Origin of the sequence: Neptuniibacter sp. QD48_11 (assembly GCF_047778095.1) — a bacterium.
Lineage (GTDB): Bacteria > Pseudomonadota > Gammaproteobacteria > Pseudomonadales > Balneatricaceae > Neptuniibacter.
Genome location: NZ_CP180551.1, coordinates 2,491,574 through 2,507,400, shown reverse-complemented (window position 1 = coordinate 2,507,400; position 15,827 = coordinate 2,491,574). Strand labels below are relative to the sequence as shown.

Sequence of the window (15,827 nt, the reverse complement as noted above, 5' to 3'; positions counted from 1 at the left end):
AGCTCTAAGCCACAGCTGTTGCATAGGTTTCGGCTATGGATTGTGCAAGTTCAACTGCCTTGAGTTGTGCCGCTTCTAATGACGCTTTATGACGTTGATCCGAGAACTCCTGATATTCACTGCTGATTTCATAAAATTTATCTACGCCTAGATAAGGACTTAACTGCTCAATATGCGGTGAAAGGTGGTTCAAATGCGCTCGTTCTTTTCCTTTTGCAAAATCAAATTCGCCCCAGGATGTGCATAAGATTAACTGCTTACCACTGAGGATAGGTTCAAGTGGATAATCACCTCTAGCTAGATCGAATGAGAAAGTTTTATTTATGCGTATAACTTGATCAAACCATGCTTTTAATACCGCGGGCATACCGTAGTTATACATAGGTGATGAGAGCACAATGATATCTGCTTGTTCTATCTCAGCTATATATTGGTCGGATTGCGCAAGGGCTTTATTCTGTTCATCAGTAGGTGATTCCGAGAAACATGCCGCAATCCACTGTTCATTGATAAATTCTGGTGGTTTCTTAGCTAAATCACGATAAATAACCTCGCAATCAGGGATCATATTTTTAAAGGTGGTTACCGCAAGGTGGGCTATATGGCGTGAAATAGATTGATGTTTCTCGCCGTTTGGCTGCCAGCCACGTGCGCTGGCATCTATATGTAGAATGGTTGGCATCTGGAGCTCCGTGATCATTTTATTTAGGTTAATTTTCACGCTTAAATCAACGTTTTGACAAACGAGTAGTTGCTGCTTATAAATAAGTTTTATTCATCTATGGGTTTGGATTTAGATTATGTTGGGTCAGCTGCCACCGTTAAATGCCATCAAAACTTTTGCCATTGCTGCGCAATATTTGAGCTTTAAACAAGCGGCTAAGGTGCTGAATGTCACGCCCACTGCGGTGTCACATCAGATTCGAAGTTTAGAAGCACAGTTAAATGTAACGCTGTTTGAACGTAAGGTACGGAGCATCGAGCTTACGCCTGAGGGTGAGAAGTTAGCTGAGACCTCGCTCTCTGTACTCAATCAATTGCATATGTGTATAGAGGAGATAAAAACACCGACTAATAGGGTGACGATCTCTTGCTGTACCTCGTTTGCGAGTTTATGGTTGGCGCCACGCCTTACTGAATTTAATCTGAGATATCCTGATATCGAGATCGAAATCTGTGCAAGTAATACGCTGGTGGAGCTTGAGCATGATAGAAGGATTGATTTAGCGATACGCTATGGCTTGGAGAGTGATGATCCACAGGAAAAATTGTTAGCTCAAGAACAGTTAGCTTGCTATGCCAGGCAGGATTTTCTAGATCAGATTACGGACAATCCCAATCTATTTGTTACTGAGTGGGAAGATGATTTTCTGGCTAATATCGAATGGCGACCTTATTTCGATGATTTAACTTATACTGCTCGTAGCTTTAATCAGGAGCAGTTTGCATTACAAGCAGCGCTAGCTGGACAGGGGTATGCACTGATCAGTGATGTGCTGGCTGAAAGTACCTGTCAGCAAGGTTGGTTAGTTGAAGATAAAGGGATGCCACGGCTTACGGGTTATAACTATTCTTACCGGCTCTCGCCTTATACTGAAGATGCCCATCAAGTGAGAATCTTCGCTAAGTGGCTTGAAGAACAGTTTTAACTAATAAAGTCGGATGTTTACTTAGATCAATAACCCGGCTTATTCATCGGTGTTGTTAGTATTTCTTATATACAGTTAAGGCTGTTTCCTTTATGTTTGTCAGCCAATTTTAGTTCGGCGTGATATCTCTTATGAAAGATAGTGGTTTACTCGGGTTTAGGTATAAAGAAGACTGCTTGCCAGTGTTGATTATCTTGAGCCTGACTGTAATTGATTTTGTACTTTACTTTACAGTGAGTGACCCTATTGCGCTGACGCTATACTATCTATTGATGATCATTCCAAAAGGGGTGATCTGTGCGTGGAATCACCACCATCAACACCTTTTCACTTTTAGAAATAACGTTCTAAATCGCGTATTAGAGTTTGTTTATGCTTTGCATACAGGGGTAACGACGCATTTATGGCGTTTGCACCATGTATTAGGCCATCACCTTAACTTCCTCGATCAAGAGAAAGATGAGAGTCGTTGGAAGCGTAAAGATGGTAAGCAGATGGGAGCTATTGAGTACACATTGAATGTTGCTTTAACGGCCTATAGTCGCGGTTATCAAGTAGGTAAAAAGCATCCTAAGCAGTTGTCTACCTTTTTGACTTATACCGCAATTACCTTCGCTATTGTTGCGGCATTGGTTTGGTATAACCCTGTTGCGGGCTTGTTGTTGTTTGTTTTACCGATGATTACCAGCTTGCTGTTTACCTCCTATGTTACATATGAACATCACTCTGGTTTGGATACAGATAATGAGTTTGAAGCTTCCTACAATAATCTAAACCCACTTTTTAATCGCCTAACTGGAAACCTTGGTTACCATACAGCGCATCATCATAAGCAGGGTGTGCATTGGTCCAGATTGCCGGAACTACATGCGAAGATAGAACATCAAATTCCAGAAAACCTCTATCGCAAGTCCATCTTAACTCGCGTTCTTTTAAGAGGCTGAGGATATGTCGCACCGTTGAAGCTGCAACATTCTTGTTTTCCAAGCAGCAATTAACGTTTGCCTGCGGGAGCGATGAGTTTTTTCGATCATCTACCCTTGGTGGATTAATCTGCTTTGATTTAGCCTAATCGGCAGATCTGGTATATTACCCGCTCGGTAAATATGTTGATGTGATATAGGTTTATTTTTATGAAGTTCTCTGCTTTTAAAACGTTATTTAGTTCTCTGTTAATAGCTGTGATGTTCACAACAAGTGGGTATGTAAGTGCTGGTAACCCACTAACATTAAAACAGACAATGAAAGAGATGCGCCTTCAGTATAAAGAAGCGATGGTGAGTAGCTCGGCTGAGGGTTTTAACCAACGAATGGATATCTTCAAAGATCATCTAAAAAACGCGCAGGCTTATGACTTTTCACCTGAGCGCAAAGTGATCTCTCTTGAAGGTCTGAAAAAAGTAGAACAACTGGTAAATGGGATTCCAGTTGCGACGGCTGACAACTTAAAGCAGGTTCAGAAGCAACTTGAAGCAGTAGACGAGCTGCGTAAGGAATATCACAAGAAGGCTAAGCCAAGTAAGTGGGAGCTGTTCCTTAGCATCTTCGATTAATGCATATCGCCGATCTCAGCTACATTCCTTTAATCATAACGCAATGATCGGCACAGACCTTCAGCCCTAGAGCAAGTAATGCTTGCTTTAGGCTTCTCCCTATTTGATCGATTTCATCTTCTTCAGCGTAAACATATCTAAATCCTTTTAAGCTGATCATTCCAATCAGCTTTGTTCCACTTCCTTGGATCTATTTGATATGTCTACATGTTTTACACTTACCAACACTCATCGATTGTTCGGCTATGCGGGATTAATACCATTTATCGGATTAGCTTGGCTTTTCCATGATAAAGGTGCTCTGTTTGATGATTGGTTGTTAAGTTATGCAGCGCTTATTTTTACATTTCTTGCTGGGGTGATCTGGTTTGCCTCTTTGGCTACTGGGGCTGCAAAACATCAAGCATGGATATCGATCATTGCTATGTTGTGGGCATGGAGTTGGTTAGTTTGCCCTCTGCCTCATCCGTTGATTCTGGCGGGTGCCTCTTTCTTTTTGCTTTGGCTTTATGAAATGCATAGCTTGATCAATATCTATCCTGAAGCATTTTGGAAACTTAGAACTCATCTCTCTGTTGTCGCAGGCTCAACACTCATTATTAGTGGACTTGTTTAATGGATCAGATAGTTAATTCTGTCCGCAGTGTTTGCTTAGTGTTGGGAGATCAGCTTAACCACGACAGTGAATTGTTTAGTGGTTTTGATTCTAAACAGGATGTGGTTGCTTTCTTTGAAGTTACAGAGGAGTCAGTTCAGGAAGGCTCATCTAAACATAGAACTGCTCTTTTTCTTAGTGCGATGAGGCATTTTGCTCAAGAACTTGAGGCAAAGGGTTTAGCTGTTCATTATGTCGATATCCGTCAAAACCTAGGTTCTATTTGCGATGGTCTAGCAGATCTGGCTGATGCAGTATCTCCTGAAAAAATACGTGTGGTTTTACCTGGGGATAGCCGACTACTGGATCAACTAAACGCTTTAACTGATCAGTTAAATGTGCCTTTTGAGGTGTTGCCTGATAACCACTTTATCTCTCAACCGGGACAGTTTAGCCAGTGGATCAGTCGATTAAAGCAACCGCGGATGGAACACTGGTATAGATATATTAGGAAGGATCTACAGATCCTAATGGCCGATAAAACCAAACCGGTCGGTGGTAAGTGGAATTATGATCAGGACAATCGCAAGAGCTTTGGTAAAACGGGGCCAAGCTCTAAGGGTTTAATGCCTAGCTCAATTCCTGATGAGATAACCTTGAAAGTTATTGAAGATGTAAAAACCTGCTTACCTCTCCTACCAGGTAAGCTGGATCAGTTCTTATGGCCTGTAAATAGAGTGCAGGCGCTTACGCTTTTAGATCAATTTATCGAAGAGCGTTTAGCTTCCTTTGGTTCTTACCAAGATGCGATGTGGGTGAATGAACCTTTTCTCTATCATGCTTGGATTTCCTCCAGTTTAAATCTCAAATTATTAAGTCCAAGAGAAGTGATCGAAAAGGCTATCGATGCATACGAGGAGGGGGACGCCCCACTCAATGCCGTTGAAGGGTTTATTCGTCAAATACTGGGATGGAGGGAGTATGTTAGGGGGCTTTATTGGACCTACAGACAAGAGTGGAGCCAGATGAACGCATTGGAGCATCACAACCAGCTACCAGCCTTTTATTGGGATGCTGACACTGAGATGAATTGCCTTCGGCAGAGTATTTCGCAAGTGTTGGAATATGGTTATGGTCATCACATTCAGCGTCTGATGGTGACGGGTTTATTTGCTTTACTGGCTAAAGTGGATCCGCAGCAGGTCCATCGATGGTATCTGTCGATGTATGTAGATGCTGTAGCATGGGTAGAGATACCGAATACCATTGGAATGAGTCAGTTTGCAGATGGCGGCGTTTTGGCGTCTAAGCCTTATATTGCGAGCGGTAATTACATCAAGAAAATGTCCAATTATTGCAGTGGTTGTCGTTTTAACCCGAGTAAGGCTTATGGAGAAGATGCTTGTCCATTTACCACGCTTTATTGGGCTTTTGTGCATGATAAAGAGGCGCTGTTGAGTGTTAACCCTCGATTAGCAATGCAGGTGAAGCATTGGAAAAATAAATCTGCAGAGGATCAACAACTGATTCTGCAACAGCGGTCGAATTTAATAGAGGCTTTACAGATAGAGCCTGATTAATCATAAGTTACATCTAGTTTCTGCAGCTTGGTCATAGCATTTTTTTGCATCTGTCTAACTCTCTCCACGCTGACATTTAGCTGGTATGAGATCTCTTCCAATGTGTGTTCTCGTCTGCTGTCGATGCCAAAACGGAGTTTAAGTACAAGATATTCTCTATCGGTCAGTTTCTTACAGATACGATCGAGGAGTTTGCGTTTTAGTTGTTGCTCAGACAGAACATCAGTCTCGTTTGTATTATCAGCAACGATCTCTTCCAGAAGGGTGCTGTCATCTTCAGAACCAATACCATGGTTGAGGGAAAGAGGTTCCGAAGGAAAGGTGTTTATCTTCTCTAGGGTTGCTTGTGGTATACCGCTTAAAGACGCAAGCTCTTTTGTGGTGGGTTGCCTTTCATGTTGACTAACAAATTTTGCTCTAGCCTTTTTAATAATGCTGAGCTTCTCTTGCAAGTAACTGGGGCGAGAGATGGTGTGATAACGTTTCTGCAACGCAGTTTTAAGAACATTCTGAATGCACCAGAAGGCGTAGGTTGAGAACCGAAAACCTTTATTAAAATTAAACCGATCAGCGGCTTTTAGTAGGCCTACATTACCTTCCTGAATCAGGTCATCGTAACTGACACCGCTGCTGTTAAATCGGCCAGCGACGGTATAAACAAGTCGTAGGTTTTTTTCTACCAGTTCACTTCTTAATGTTAAGTAATTTTGAATAAACCCTTTCAGCTCCTCGCGTTGATCTTGTAACGGTTCGGCTATTTCTATGATTTGCTGCCGGCCAAGCGATAGGCTTTGTAAAAGGGCAATTAAGTTATTTTGGATATGCGATCTCTCTTTAGATGTCTCACCTAAAAATAGCATTACTTCAAGCGTATCAATTAAAGTAGAAGCGAGATTAGCGATGTAACTTGGTTCGGGCTCATATTTCCAGCGTTTCGTGGCTGTGCCATCAGAGCTTTGGTAGATGTGAAGGTAGTTTTCTACAACGTGCGAAAGTTGCTCAAGGCCTTGTGGAAGGTTGCATATTTCTGAAATGATTTTAGACATTTCTTTGTTGATCTTTTTACCTAGTGCTCTTTCGCCCTCGATAGATAACAGATCAAATTGCGCAAGCTGCTGGCTGTATATATCCAATGCACTTGCTTCAGATATATTGTTAATACTTGGTTGCAACTTCAAATTTGTAAAATCATTCATAGACCACCTCGTTATATTATTTTGCTTACGCTAGGGTAGGGGAGGTAGATCTCTTTTAAGCTGATCTATCTTGTTGATAAAGTGGTAAAAGATATAAAACCTTTGCAAATTTGAGGCGTGTTGGTGAAGAGTCTTGTGGCTGAATGCCCTTTATGTAAACGAACCTTGTTGTTAACTTTTCATCATCTAATTCCTAAGAAGATGCATAGACGATATTACTTCTCTAAGCGTTATAGTCGTGAGGAATTAAATCGAGGTATCAATATTTGTCGATGTTGTCATGATGCGGTCCATAGGGCATTTGATGAGATGACTTTGGCGAAGGAATATCACTCACTGGGTCAGTTGCTGAGTTCTTCGAAAATACAACGTCATATCGAATGGGCTTCAAAGCAGAGGGTCGGCTAATAGATGTTAACTAAGCTAGTATGTGACAGGTGTAGTTATCTGTACCTTTGGGAAATTGTTTCTATTTTTTCCAAAAATAATCGAAAACCCGCGGGGCTAACTAGTTTCGTTTGATAATCATCTTTCATAGTGAAATTTAACTTCACGTTGGAATCGAACAAGGTCAGCGTGCAAGTATCAAAGTTATGAATCGCCTCCAGCCCTAAGTAACTGTAATGATTGTGGCTTAATTTTTTGCCTTTCAGCAAAATGTAATTGAAAACACCTTTAGCTTTAGTTAAATCGATTTGGCATTCTTTCTTTACTAAACGAAGCATGGTTTTGACCTTTTAAAAAACTGAGTCTGGCTTACGCCAGACTCAAATTGGGGTGACCGTTAGGTATATCCCAAAGGTACTTGTTGCCATTGCCAGTAACCTAAAGAAGTATCGATTGGCTACTTCCACATTGCCGTGAGGTGAATGTTGAGTAACAGGTAATAAGCCGGGAGCGATTGGCTTTTCCCTATTTATTACTCAGTTACCAGCAACGCTATCATCAACAATCAAAAACGTTTACGGCCGATATACCAATCCGGATCAGGATGGCTCTTGGAAAAGAACTATGTGATTGATAGGGGCTTTGAAAAGTTGATTCGAGGTTAGGCTCTATTGGGGAAAACCAAATAATTTTGGATGCGGGGATGGTGGACCTGATATGAGTTGCTCATGTCAGGCCCGAACGTTTTCTTTAAGACTTAGTGAATTTCGGAATTCAAGCGATCTAAAGCGTCAGCTACTTCTAAGCTTGCTTTTTCCATTTTAGCGAGATGTATAGCGGCAGTTCTAATATCACCAGCTTTTGCGGCATTTACCGCTGCTAGACCTGATGTATGAACCACTTCGTGAGGTGCTTCGAGGATTTGGAAACTACCGCAGTGGCTGTAGTTCTCTTTGCCTGCACCTGCGTAGTACCATTTACCGAGACGGCAAGAAGTATGATCCGCTAAAGAATCTAAGCGATCTAATTTGCCTTCAACAATGCCCTCATAGACATTATTTTTCCAATTAATATGGTCAAGCTTAACCGTCTCAATGAAGGTGTCAGCAGCACTGGCACTGATTATTGTGTTCATGCGATCTGATAGTGATACAACATTTTTTACGCCCGCTTTGATCTGTTCTGCTGATGCAACGACCTCACTGCTTAAAATGTCTACCTGACCTATATCATCTGATGCTATAGACGTTTTAGAACTGATCTGTCCTACTAAACCAGCAATTTCATCGCTGGCTTCGCTAGCTTTTCGAGCAAGGTTTCGTACTTCGTCTGCTACTACTGCGAACCCTCTACCAGATTCGCCCGCACGTGCTGCTTCTATTGCAGCATTAAGGGCTAAGAGGTTAGTTTGATCAGAGATGTCACGGATAACCCCAACAAATTTTTCAATTTGCTCAGATAAAGTTAGTAGGCCTTTAACATTAGCGTTGCCTTCTTGCGCATTTGATTGAATAGTTTGAACACGGTCAAGAATGTTTTCCACGGCTAGTTTGGTTTCGTCGAAGATGGACATTGAATTGCCCAAACTTTGCTTCTCTTGTTCCAAGTTTTCAGCCGTTGTTGCGATGGTCTCTCTTACTTTGGCAACAAGGCTTCCACCTTGAACCCATGCAGAACAAATTTCTCTTTGATCATTTGCCTCTTGAGAGGACTGTTGGCTCTCAAGGTTATAGCAGCGACGAGTCAATTCTTGATTCTCGGCGATAAGCTTCGCATTGTCGGCTTTAAGCGTTTCGATCTCAGTTTGTAAATCTTTAATTTGCAGGTTCAACTTACCAGAGAAGAACATCGGGGAAACCCTCTAAAATCCTTATATTAGATTTTGTCATTGTATAGAAAATGGAGAGCTAATGTATTGACCTATATGAGTAAAACGGGCGTTTAATCTAGATTTGTTCATTCCGACCAGTTGTAGCGTTTCGCTCGTATAAATCTTAATTCGGTTAAGCTGACTTTGGGTCCTCAAGTTTTGTTTGCATCAGGTAATATCGAGCTTTCTAAGGAAGGTGTCGCATTATCGAAAAATTGGCAGCCGCGATTAAACAAGATCAAAATAGAATTGTTGTTGCTGGTCATACTGACAATGTTCAGGTGAAAGGGGCTTTAACTGATAAGTTTCCTACTAACTGGGAGCTTTCTTCTGCAAGAGCACTGAGTGTATTACATAAGCTTGTTGAACTGGGCGTTGCTCAAAAACGCTTACAAGCACGCGCCTTTGCAGATCAGCAACCTGTAGCAGATAACAGCACAGTTGAAGGTCGTGCGAAAAAACGCCGTATTGAAGTATTGTTGGTTGAATAAGCCTAATTAAAAAATCTTTTAAAGGCGCATAGCGAGTTTTAGGTTATGAAAAAAGCAGTCTTGAAATTTATATTTTTAGGTGGCTTTGGTTACCTACTGCTTTGCGCTTTTCTCTACTTTAATCAGGATAACCTCCTCTATTTTCCACAAGAGCGAAAAGAAACTAGGGATGAGCATACTCTGTTGATTCCTACGGACGTTGGCAATACAGTCGTTACTATTCAAACTAGGAATACAGGTAAAGCGCTGATCTATTTCGGTGGCAATGCTGAAGATGTATCGCAGCGTTTGGCTAAATTTACTCAGCTCTTCCCGCATTACTCATTATATCTAATGCACTACCGAGGTTATGGTAGCGATGGACAATCTCGTGAAGAATCTATCTATCAAGACGCTTTAGCTTTGTACGAACAAGTGGCCGAAGATAACGCTGACATCGTATTGATGGGGCGAAGTCTAGGAACCGGTATTGCGACTCGGCTGGCAGCTAAAAAGCCCACGAAGCAACTTATTTTGATAACGCCCTATAGCAGTATTGAGGATGTAGCGAGTGAACGCTATTGGGGTATTCCTGTATCGCTGTTATTAAAAGATAAATACTTATCTTGGCAATATGCGCCCAAGGTCAGAGCTAAAACGTCAATTTTTTTAGCGACTAATGACACAGTTATTTCTCCAGATAATACGATGAGACTATACCGTCAATTTAGTCCAGGTTTAGCGACCGTTTATCGTTTTGAAAACGAAGGTCATAGCAGTATTTCCTCTGCCCCAAACTACCATGGACTGTTGCGTTCGTTAACCTCGGAATATTGATACGGGTTTAACTATCGTTAAATAACCTAGCTAATACTATTCATGGTATTTCAGGACGACTTGATGTGCTTGCTCGAAATTATCGAGTAACAGTTGGGTTAGTTTAGGATCGAACTGACTTCCCGCTTTTTCTTTGAAATAGTCGAATACCTTTTCAGGGCTCCAAGGTGTTTTATAACAACGTGGTGATATCAGCGCATCAAAGACATCAGCGATGGCGACTATTCTTCCGTATATATGAATATCTTCGCCTTTAAGACTTTGTGGATAGCCTTCACCATCCCAGCGTTCATGGTGCTGAAGAGCAATGATACTCGCCGTTTTTAATAACGGTCGTTCTGAATGACGAAAAATATCGAAACCTATCTGACAGTGGGTTTGCATGATTTTGTATTCTTCGGGCGTGAATTTGCCCGGTTTCTTTAAAATTTCATCGGGTATACCGACTTTGCCAATATCATGCATAGGGGCTGTAGTTTGTATCGTTTCACATTCTTCTTGTGGTAATCCTGCTTTATTTGCGATCAAAGCACTTACTGCTGCAACACGTATTACGTGGCTTGCTGTTTCTTGGCAACGAGTTTCACAGGTGTTACCCATGGCTAAAATAATTTCTTTTTGTGTGAGAATTATCTCCTCGTTTATTTCTTCAAGTTCTTGATTTCGTTTTAGAACGAGTTCATTAAATTCATTAACTTTGTTGGCAAAGTAATCCAGTTCTAAGGCTTCTATTCTTTGTGTATCGATGCTGACATGCTGTTCGTAGCTCTCTTTTGTTCGTTTAACTAACCAGCGTAATGGTGCGGTCACGTTTTTATCGAGGACCAGAATAAAAGACGTGCGACGCCTATCAAGGTTAATAGGTAAAAAGCCATTAGCGTGTAAAGGTAGGTAGCTGACATCCAACGATATTGTGTGGTGTCTACCTTAAAATCCAATACAGCCAAAACATCTTCATGTTCAGCATCGTGACAGGTGACGCAATTAAGACCATGCCTAGCCGTTGCAAAGTAGGGGTAAGCGATTTGAATTAAAGCTGGATCTTCAAAGGGGTTTGGCAGTTATATATAGATTTTTTTGCTGTCGAAGGTTTCTTTGATTCTAGGAATGGATATGAGGTCGTCTTGAGATGGCAAACTGAATTGGTAATTCATCTTTGGGGTGCGGATAATTTTAAGATCTTGAATACCAGGTAATGAGTTTGCAGTCTGAACAATTTCTTCTTTCATCTCGAAAGAGCCCATCACGCATATGATGAGTTAACGTATTTTCAATAGACTGTGCGATAGAGATACCTTTATCTCGCATTGTGGAATTAATTAATTCCTGAAAATTAACTCCAATAATAATCAACGTACAGATCAAGAAAGAAAACGCTAACACTAAGATTTTCTTAACCGTGATTGTTTTTATACTTTGCTTCATCAAAGTTGTACCAGTTCAGATTCACTAGTGGCTGGGTTATTGCTTTTCTAAATTTAGCCTAGTGAATGCATCACTGCGTAGTGTCGTGAGATGCAAATGTACAAAAGGTGCGATAGATCAATTGAAGGCTGTTAACATCAGTGTTGATGGCAGGCCTGATAGCAAAATCAGGGATTGAGATTATAAGGTAGTGTTTGTTCTGTTCTGAAGACAATGACACTGAGTTAAGAATGCCTGTCTTTTGAAAATAAATAAGCGAAACCTGATTGGAAGAGATAATGAGTATTAATTTAAAAGTTTCTAAAGACTATCTGTAAACCTCGGCGAGAGTGGGTCTTTCATCCCTTGGGTATTCAAAGATAGACAGTGAGTTACCGTATTTCTCTTTTAGCTTTGCGACTAACTCTAGATCGGTCATTAAAGAATAGCTGTTCTTTACATCATCAGCATTTTTAAAGTGGCGCCAGCCATTTGTACTGAAAGAAGCGATGACCTCCAGATCATGTTTGATAACTAACTTTTGCCCAATATTTATTTGTAAATCTCGAAGCCTTTGTTGTTGATTTGGAGTCATTATAGCCAGCTTATTGCTGTCAAACGGGGCTACACTTTTAAAGTTACTTCTATTGTCCATTTGCATCATATGTATCCTATCTGATTGATTAACTCTGGGTAGGGATATAAGAGGAAGCCTTAAATTTGACTTCCTCTGAGCCTAGCCAGTTCTAAGTGAGTATTTTTTTATTTAGGTGCATTTTCGGGTTAATTCTTTGGGCCACATTATCGAGTGCAATAGGGCCGGAACCGTAAATGATGATGTGAGTTAGAAGAAGGCCCCAAATGTAGTGCAAATAAAGTGCTGCTGGTGCTATTTCGATAAGGCTAATGACAGCGACAAGGTTTACGATAAATAGCCCTATGGCTGCTAAGCGAGTTAATAATCCTGTAAATAATAAGATGGGAAGGGTTAGCTCACTCATGGTTCCAAGTACAGCAGCTAGTTCAAATGACAGGAAGGGGACTTGATACTCCTCTTCAAAAAGAAATAGCGTAGTGTCCCAATCCTGTATTTTGGTTAAACCCGCATTGAAAAATACTTGGGCTATGTAAAACCTAGCCAATATAGATGCCACAATATGAGCTTTATTGAGTACTTTTTCGTGGTCTAAATAATTTTGGTATGTGCTTCTAATCCAGTGAATCATTATGAGCTCCTTATCTTATCGCTTGCAGAGTTTTTTTAGCCATTGTTGTTCAATGGCTTCAGATAACCATTGGCTAAAGTCAAACTGATGGAATTGCCCTAGAAGGTCAGAAAGGCTGTGGCCAGCTTGTATGGCTGAGAACCATCGATACTCTGCTTCAGAGATTGATTTGATGCAGGGAAGATGGTCTCTTTGGTAGATCACAAACCAGTACGGTTTATCTTGAGGTATGAGAACAGTTAATAGGTTTTCACTGTTAAGTAAGTCTTTATTTCTGCCTGGCTGATGGAGTCGCCAAAGCTCATCAACTCTAATGGCACTTGTTAGCAGGTTTATATGTTCTCCTAGTTGGATATAAACCGTGCCTAAATCAGTGTCGGAAAGGTGAGAAAGAGAAGCAATATCCAAATGTGTCGCTGTACTTCTTGCCGCTTGCTTTAAATGCCATTCAAGCTTTGCGGTTGCTTCCAAATAAGGATGGTCTTGTTGTAAAGGGCCTTTCTTTATTAGAGCTGGTAAGCTTTTACCATAGTCTGCCCAGTCACCGCTGTTAGGTAGCTCTATCTCTAGAAGCTGCTGAGTTAAAAGCCTCATGGGTATAGGCCCCAGCATTTTCGCAATGACTGGATAGTTTAGAGACAGCGCTCTAGTTGCGGTAACTAACAAGTTGTTTCTATAGATTTTGATTCCTTGTTCCGCAGGGTGGAATAGATGTTCGGTAGAAGAGTGAATGCCACTGAATATCATATTCATAAGTGCTGCTTGGCGGTTATCTAAAGCAGTGCGTTCAGATGGCATGTGCCAACTCCTCTGTTGGAAGAGTTAAGTTTTGCATGACTGATTTTGCGTATTCTGCTTGTTGTAATAGTTTTTGCCAGGAGGGTAGATCGTTATCCCATTCAATAAGGGTCGTAACGGGACCAGTTAATTGTAATGTGCTGTGGTACAACGCCCAACATTCGTCTGATACAGGTTGGCTGTGATCATCAATAATCAATTCACCCTGCGTCACAGGCGCATAACCTGCTAGGTGTATTTCAGCTACGGCGTTTATGGGAATTTTATCTATCCAGTCTTTAGCATTGGTTAAAGCGGGCTGTTCACTGAAATTATGAGCATTAACAAGTAAGTTATTCAGGTCGAGTAACAACCCACAATCGGTCAAGTGTACTAATTGTGAGAGAAACTCCGTTTCGCTCATTTGTGAATGGGGAAAAGTAATATATGCGGACAAGTTCTCTACTAGAATTTGTCGACCGAGTAATTGTTGAACTTGGTCAATATTCTCCGCCATAACCTTTAGGCTTGCTTGCGTAAATTCAAGCGGTAAAAGATCTCCTGCGTGCACTGATTTCCCATTTAAATGGCTCCAAGTAAAGCAAGCGTGATCAGAGATTAAAATGGGGTGAATCTGCTGTGACAGGCGCTTTAAGCGCAGCAGATACTCTCTGTTTATCCCAATTGCTGAACCTAGACCCATCGATGTAGAGTGCAAACTAATTGGATACTGTTGAGCAATATCGTTTAATAGTTCAGGGATAATGCCGCCTTCGGCAAAGAAGTTTTCGGCATGCAGTTCTACAAAATCAATGGACGATGTTCCCAGTAATGCCTCCTTATAATGCTGGTGGCGTAAACCCACACCGATCATCGCTTTACAGGTTTTTTTGGTAAATTTATCCGTGTAGAGGCAGGACATCTTTGTTCTCCTAATGAGCGTATTTCATTACGATTTTTGCTGTTCGGCGTAACGTTTTTTAGCTTCAGCTTTCAGTAGGCCTCCCATCTCTTTACAAGTGCCTTTTGCGACAAGTTTCCATTCGCCTGGGTCGTTATCGGTTTTGGACTGGCCTGCACATGAATGTGTGCCGGCTAAATTGCCACAATCATTTTGGCCTGCAAGTGCAACGCCGTAGCACTTTTCTTTACCTGCTGCGTGAGCAGAGGGAAGGGTTGCAATGGTTGAAAGAGCGACTGCTAGAGCGGTTGTTGCTACATGTTGTTTATTGTTCATTTTGGTTTTCTCCAGTTCCTTTGAACTCATGTAAATATGGGGGCACTGTTAATTATTCTTCTGCGTTTGCTTGAGCGATTGTTAGGTCTTCAATGCCACGCCAAATGCGATCTGCAGTTTTTAGATGACCTGGAATATCAGTCAGCCATTTTTTCTGCACATCTTTATTTAAATTGAGGTAAAGCTTGTGGTCCTTGATATAGAAAGCACTTGGGTCTACGTCTAGCTTCTTGTTAAGTGCTACACCCATTGCACAGTAACCACCAAATTGTGGAGCGTATTTATCTGCATTGGCTTTAAATAGATCGCGGTTTGATGCATTACTGAAACGATAGATCGCCCCTTCATGCGTTGCGGTGAATTTAGCTGAGCCTTCAATCGCTTGGTTTTGTGTGAAATACGCAACTGGGTCGTAACCTTTGATCGCTAAATCGTTGGTTCCAATATTGATTGCTTGAGCAAAGCTCATACTGCTCATTAATAGTGCGCCCGCTGTAGCAGCCATTTTCAGTTTTTTTGTAAATTTCATTTGGTTTTCCTCTATCAGCATTAAATGAACCTCAACGAATTTTGGTTCTAACTGAATGATGGGTTTTGAGAGAAGGTTAGGACTGACAGGCAGACAGTAAGCCGCTAGCAGTCCTGTAAATGGAGTTGATGCTCCAAAACTTGGTTGGGGTACTGATTTACGAAATTCTGCTTTTGCAATAGGAGAGATTAAGGCACTGCATATCAAGCTGAAGGTCATTGCCTTGTTTAGCCGAGATTCAACAAATTTAGATAATGTGCTGACTGAAGATAAGTTAAATCCGCAGAATAGAGTTGAAACAACCTGATTCATAAATCCCTCCCTAAAGTGGTAGAACGGTTTGTCTACTCAATAAAATAGACAGATCGGTCTACTTGTGTCAATCGTTTTTTATAAATTAATTTTCAAAAAGTAGAAGGAGCATTCAGCTAGACGCATAAAATCAGTTGGTTTTTTTATTAGAAGTAGACAAATCGTACTACTTTTGCCAAGATGGAATGGCTTTGATAGGAGATAA

Annotated in this window: 19 protein-coding genes; 8 read left to right on the top strand and 11 right to left on the bottom strand. The window is 41.1% G+C overall.

Annotated features, from left to right (window positions below; translation table 11 throughout):
- Positions 1–4: 4 nt before the first annotated feature.
- Positions 5–682, bottom strand: a complete 678-nt coding sequence (locus tag ACMXYU_RS11615) for an FMN-dependent NADH-azoreductase (protein ID WP_415898789.1) — start codon at positions 680–682, stop codon at positions 5–7.
- 118 nt (positions 683–800) lie between these two features.
- Between ACMXYU_RS11615 and ACMXYU_RS11610 the strand changes: the two genes are divergently transcribed.
- From ACMXYU_RS11610 to ACMXYU_RS11590, 5 genes are all read left to right on the top strand, one after another.
- Entirely contained in the window at positions 801–1,649 is an 849-nt protein-coding gene (locus ACMXYU_RS11610; RefSeq protein ID WP_415898788.1) for a LysR family transcriptional regulator, read from the top strand.
- A gap of 131 nt (positions 1,650–1,780) precedes the next feature.
- Positions 1,781–2,593 carry a fatty acid desaturase gene (locus tag ACMXYU_RS11605; protein ID WP_415898787.1) on the top strand — a complete coding sequence of 271 codons (813 nt, stop codon included), beginning with the start codon at positions 1,781–1,783 and terminating at the stop codon, positions 2,591–2,593.
- Positions 2,594–2,782: 189 nt separating this feature from the next.
- Positions 2,783–3,202: a cytochrome b562 gene (locus ACMXYU_RS11600; protein ID WP_415898786.1), complete on the top strand. Its 420-nt coding sequence runs from the start codon at positions 2,783–2,785 to the stop codon at positions 3,200–3,202.
- Positions 3,203–3,401: 199 nt separating this feature from the next.
- A complete protein-coding gene (locus tag ACMXYU_RS11595) occupies positions 3,402–3,818 on the top strand; it encodes a DUF3429 domain-containing protein (protein WP_415898785.1) in 417 nt (138 codons plus the stop codon).
- Positions 3,818–5,377 (top strand): cryptochrome/photolyase family protein, encoded by a 1,560-nt coding sequence (locus tag ACMXYU_RS11590; RefSeq protein WP_415898784.1) that lies wholly within the window; start codon positions 3,818–3,820, stop codon positions 5,375–5,377. Before ACMXYU_RS11595 ends, ACMXYU_RS11590 begins: the two co-directional genes overlap by 1 nt.
- Here the strand turns inward: ACMXYU_RS11590 and ACMXYU_RS11585 are convergent.
- Positions 5,374–6,573, bottom strand: a complete 1,200-nt coding sequence (locus tag ACMXYU_RS11585) for an RNA polymerase sigma factor RpoD/SigA (RefSeq protein ID WP_415898783.1) — start codon at positions 6,571–6,573, stop codon at positions 5,374–5,376. The genes ACMXYU_RS11590 and ACMXYU_RS11585 overlap by 4 nt on opposite strands.
- 123 nt (positions 6,574–6,696) lie before the next feature.
- Here ACMXYU_RS11585 and ACMXYU_RS11580 point away from each other — a divergent pair, with 123 nt between their 5' ends.
- Positions 6,697–6,981 (top strand): hypothetical protein, encoded by a 285-nt coding sequence (locus tag ACMXYU_RS11580; protein ID WP_415898782.1) that lies wholly within the window; start codon positions 6,697–6,699, stop codon positions 6,979–6,981.
- A gap of 35 nt (positions 6,982–7,016) precedes the next feature.
- On the opposite strand, the gene ACMXYU_RS11575 is transcribed toward ACMXYU_RS11580, so the two are convergent.
- Both ACMXYU_RS11575 and ACMXYU_RS11570 read right to left on the bottom strand, forming a co-directional pair.
- Positions 7,017–7,298 carry a DUF3081 family protein gene (locus ACMXYU_RS11575; RefSeq protein ID WP_415898781.1) on the bottom strand — a complete coding sequence of 94 codons (282 nt, stop codon included), beginning with the start codon at positions 7,296–7,298 and terminating at the stop codon, positions 7,017–7,019.
- 419 nt (positions 7,299–7,717) lie between these two features.
- A complete protein-coding gene (locus ACMXYU_RS11570) occupies positions 7,718–8,809 on the bottom strand; it encodes a methyl-accepting chemotaxis protein (RefSeq protein WP_415898780.1) in 1,092 nt (363 codons plus the stop codon).
- Between the two features lie 236 nt (positions 8,810–9,045).
- Between ACMXYU_RS11570 and ACMXYU_RS11565 the strand changes: the two genes are divergently transcribed.
- Positions 9,046–9,321, top strand: a complete 276-nt coding sequence (locus ACMXYU_RS11565) for a flagellar motor protein MotB (RefSeq protein ID WP_415898779.1) — start codon at positions 9,046–9,048, stop codon at positions 9,319–9,321.
- 45 nt (positions 9,322–9,366) lie between these two features.
- Positions 9,367–10,137: an alpha/beta hydrolase gene (locus tag ACMXYU_RS11560; RefSeq protein WP_415898778.1), complete on the top strand. Its 771-nt coding sequence runs from the start codon at positions 9,367–9,369 to the stop codon at positions 10,135–10,137.
- Between the two features lie 36 nt (positions 10,138–10,173).
- On the opposite strand, the gene ACMXYU_RS11555 is transcribed toward ACMXYU_RS11560, so the two are convergent.
- From ACMXYU_RS11555 to ACMXYU_RS11525, 7 genes are all read right to left on the bottom strand, one after another.
- Positions 10,174–10,947, bottom strand: coding sequence for an HD-GYP domain-containing protein (locus ACMXYU_RS11555; RefSeq protein WP_415898777.1), 774 nt, complete (start codon positions 10,945–10,947; stop codon positions 10,174–10,176).
- Between the two features lie 922 nt (positions 10,948–11,869).
- Positions 11,870–12,205: a hypothetical protein gene (locus tag ACMXYU_RS11550; protein ID WP_415898776.1), complete on the bottom strand. Its 336-nt coding sequence runs from the start codon at positions 12,203–12,205 to the stop codon at positions 11,870–11,872.
- 82 nt (positions 12,206–12,287) lie between these two features.
- Positions 12,288–12,767, bottom strand: coding sequence for a DoxX family protein (locus tag ACMXYU_RS11545; protein WP_415898775.1), 480 nt, complete (start codon positions 12,765–12,767; stop codon positions 12,288–12,290).
- Between the two features lie 15 nt (positions 12,768–12,782).
- Positions 12,783–13,565 carry a putative DNA-binding domain-containing protein gene (locus tag ACMXYU_RS11540; protein ID WP_415898774.1) on the bottom strand — a complete coding sequence of 261 codons (783 nt, stop codon included), beginning with the start codon at positions 13,563–13,565 and terminating at the stop codon, positions 12,783–12,785.
- Positions 13,555–14,466 carry a DUF692 domain-containing protein gene (locus ACMXYU_RS11535; protein ID WP_415898773.1) on the bottom strand — a complete coding sequence of 304 codons (912 nt, stop codon included), beginning with the start codon at positions 14,464–14,466 and terminating at the stop codon, positions 13,555–13,557. The genes ACMXYU_RS11540 and ACMXYU_RS11535 overlap by 11 nt, the downstream gene beginning before the upstream one ends.
- 27 nt (positions 14,467–14,493) lie before the next feature.
- Complete coding sequence (locus ACMXYU_RS11530) at positions 14,494–14,781, bottom strand: DUF2282 domain-containing protein (RefSeq protein ID WP_415883922.1); 288 nt, start codon at positions 14,779–14,781, stop codon at positions 14,494–14,496.
- Positions 14,782–14,833: 52 nt separating this feature from the next.
- Complete coding sequence (locus ACMXYU_RS11525; RefSeq protein ID WP_415898772.1) at positions 14,834–15,310, bottom strand: YHS domain-containing (seleno)protein; 477 nt, start codon at positions 15,308–15,310, stop codon at positions 14,834–14,836.
- Between the last annotated feature and the right edge of the window lie 517 nt (positions 15,311–15,827).

Bases quoted from the DNA above. Each gene is read 5' to 3' on its own strand.
- ACMXYU_RS11615 (WP_415898789.1), bottom strand. From the start codon at position 682: ATGCCAACCATTCTACATATAGATGCCAGCGCACGTGGCTGGCAGCCA.
- ACMXYU_RS11610 (WP_415898788.1), top strand. From the start codon at position 801: ATGTTGGGTCAGCTGCCACCGTTAAATGCCATCAAAACTTTTGCCATT.
- ACMXYU_RS11605 (WP_415898787.1), top strand. From the start codon at position 1,781: ATGAAAGATAGTGGTTTACTCGGGTTTAGGTATAAAGAAGACTGCTTG.
- ACMXYU_RS11600 (WP_415898786.1), top strand. From the start codon at position 2,783: ATGAAGTTCTCTGCTTTTAAAACGTTATTTAGTTCTCTGTTAATAGCT.
- ACMXYU_RS11595 (WP_415898785.1), top strand. From the start codon at position 3,402: ATGTCTACATGTTTTACACTTACCAACACTCATCGATTGTTCGGCTAT.
- ACMXYU_RS11590 (WP_415898784.1), top strand. From the start codon at position 3,818: ATGGATCAGATAGTTAATTCTGTCCGCAGTGTTTGCTTAGTGTTGGGA.
- ACMXYU_RS11585 (WP_415898783.1), bottom strand. From the start codon at position 6,573: ATGAATGATTTTACAAATTTGAAGTTGCAACCAAGTATTAACAATATA.
- ACMXYU_RS11575 (WP_415898781.1), bottom strand. From the start codon at position 7,298: ATGCTTCGTTTAGTAAAGAAAGAATGCCAAATCGATTTAACTAAAGCT.
- ACMXYU_RS11570 (WP_415898780.1), bottom strand. From the start codon at position 8,809: ATGTTCTTCTCTGGTAAGTTGAACCTGCAAATTAAAGATTTACAAACT.
- ACMXYU_RS11560 (WP_415898778.1), top strand. From the start codon at position 9,367: ATGAAAAAAGCAGTCTTGAAATTTATATTTTTAGGTGGCTTTGGTTAC.
- ACMXYU_RS11550 (WP_415898776.1), bottom strand. From the start codon at position 12,205: ATGATGCAAATGGACAATAGAAGTAACTTTAAAAGTGTAGCCCCGTTT.
- ACMXYU_RS11545 (WP_415898775.1), bottom strand. From the start codon at position 12,767: ATGATTCACTGGATTAGAAGCACATACCAAAATTATTTAGACCACGAA.
- ACMXYU_RS11540 (WP_415898774.1), bottom strand. From the start codon at position 13,565: ATGCCATCTGAACGCACTGCTTTAGATAACCGCCAAGCAGCACTTATG.
- ACMXYU_RS11535 (WP_415898773.1), bottom strand. From the start codon at position 14,466: ATGTCCTGCCTCTACACGGATAAATTTACCAAAAAAACCTGTAAAGCG.
- ACMXYU_RS11530 (WP_415883922.1), bottom strand. From the start codon at position 14,781: ATGAACAATAAACAACATGTAGCAACAACCGCTCTAGCAGTCGCTCTT.
- ACMXYU_RS11525 (WP_415898772.1), bottom strand. From the start codon at position 15,310: ATGAAATTTACAAAAAAACTGAAAATGGCTGCTACAGCGGGCGCACTA.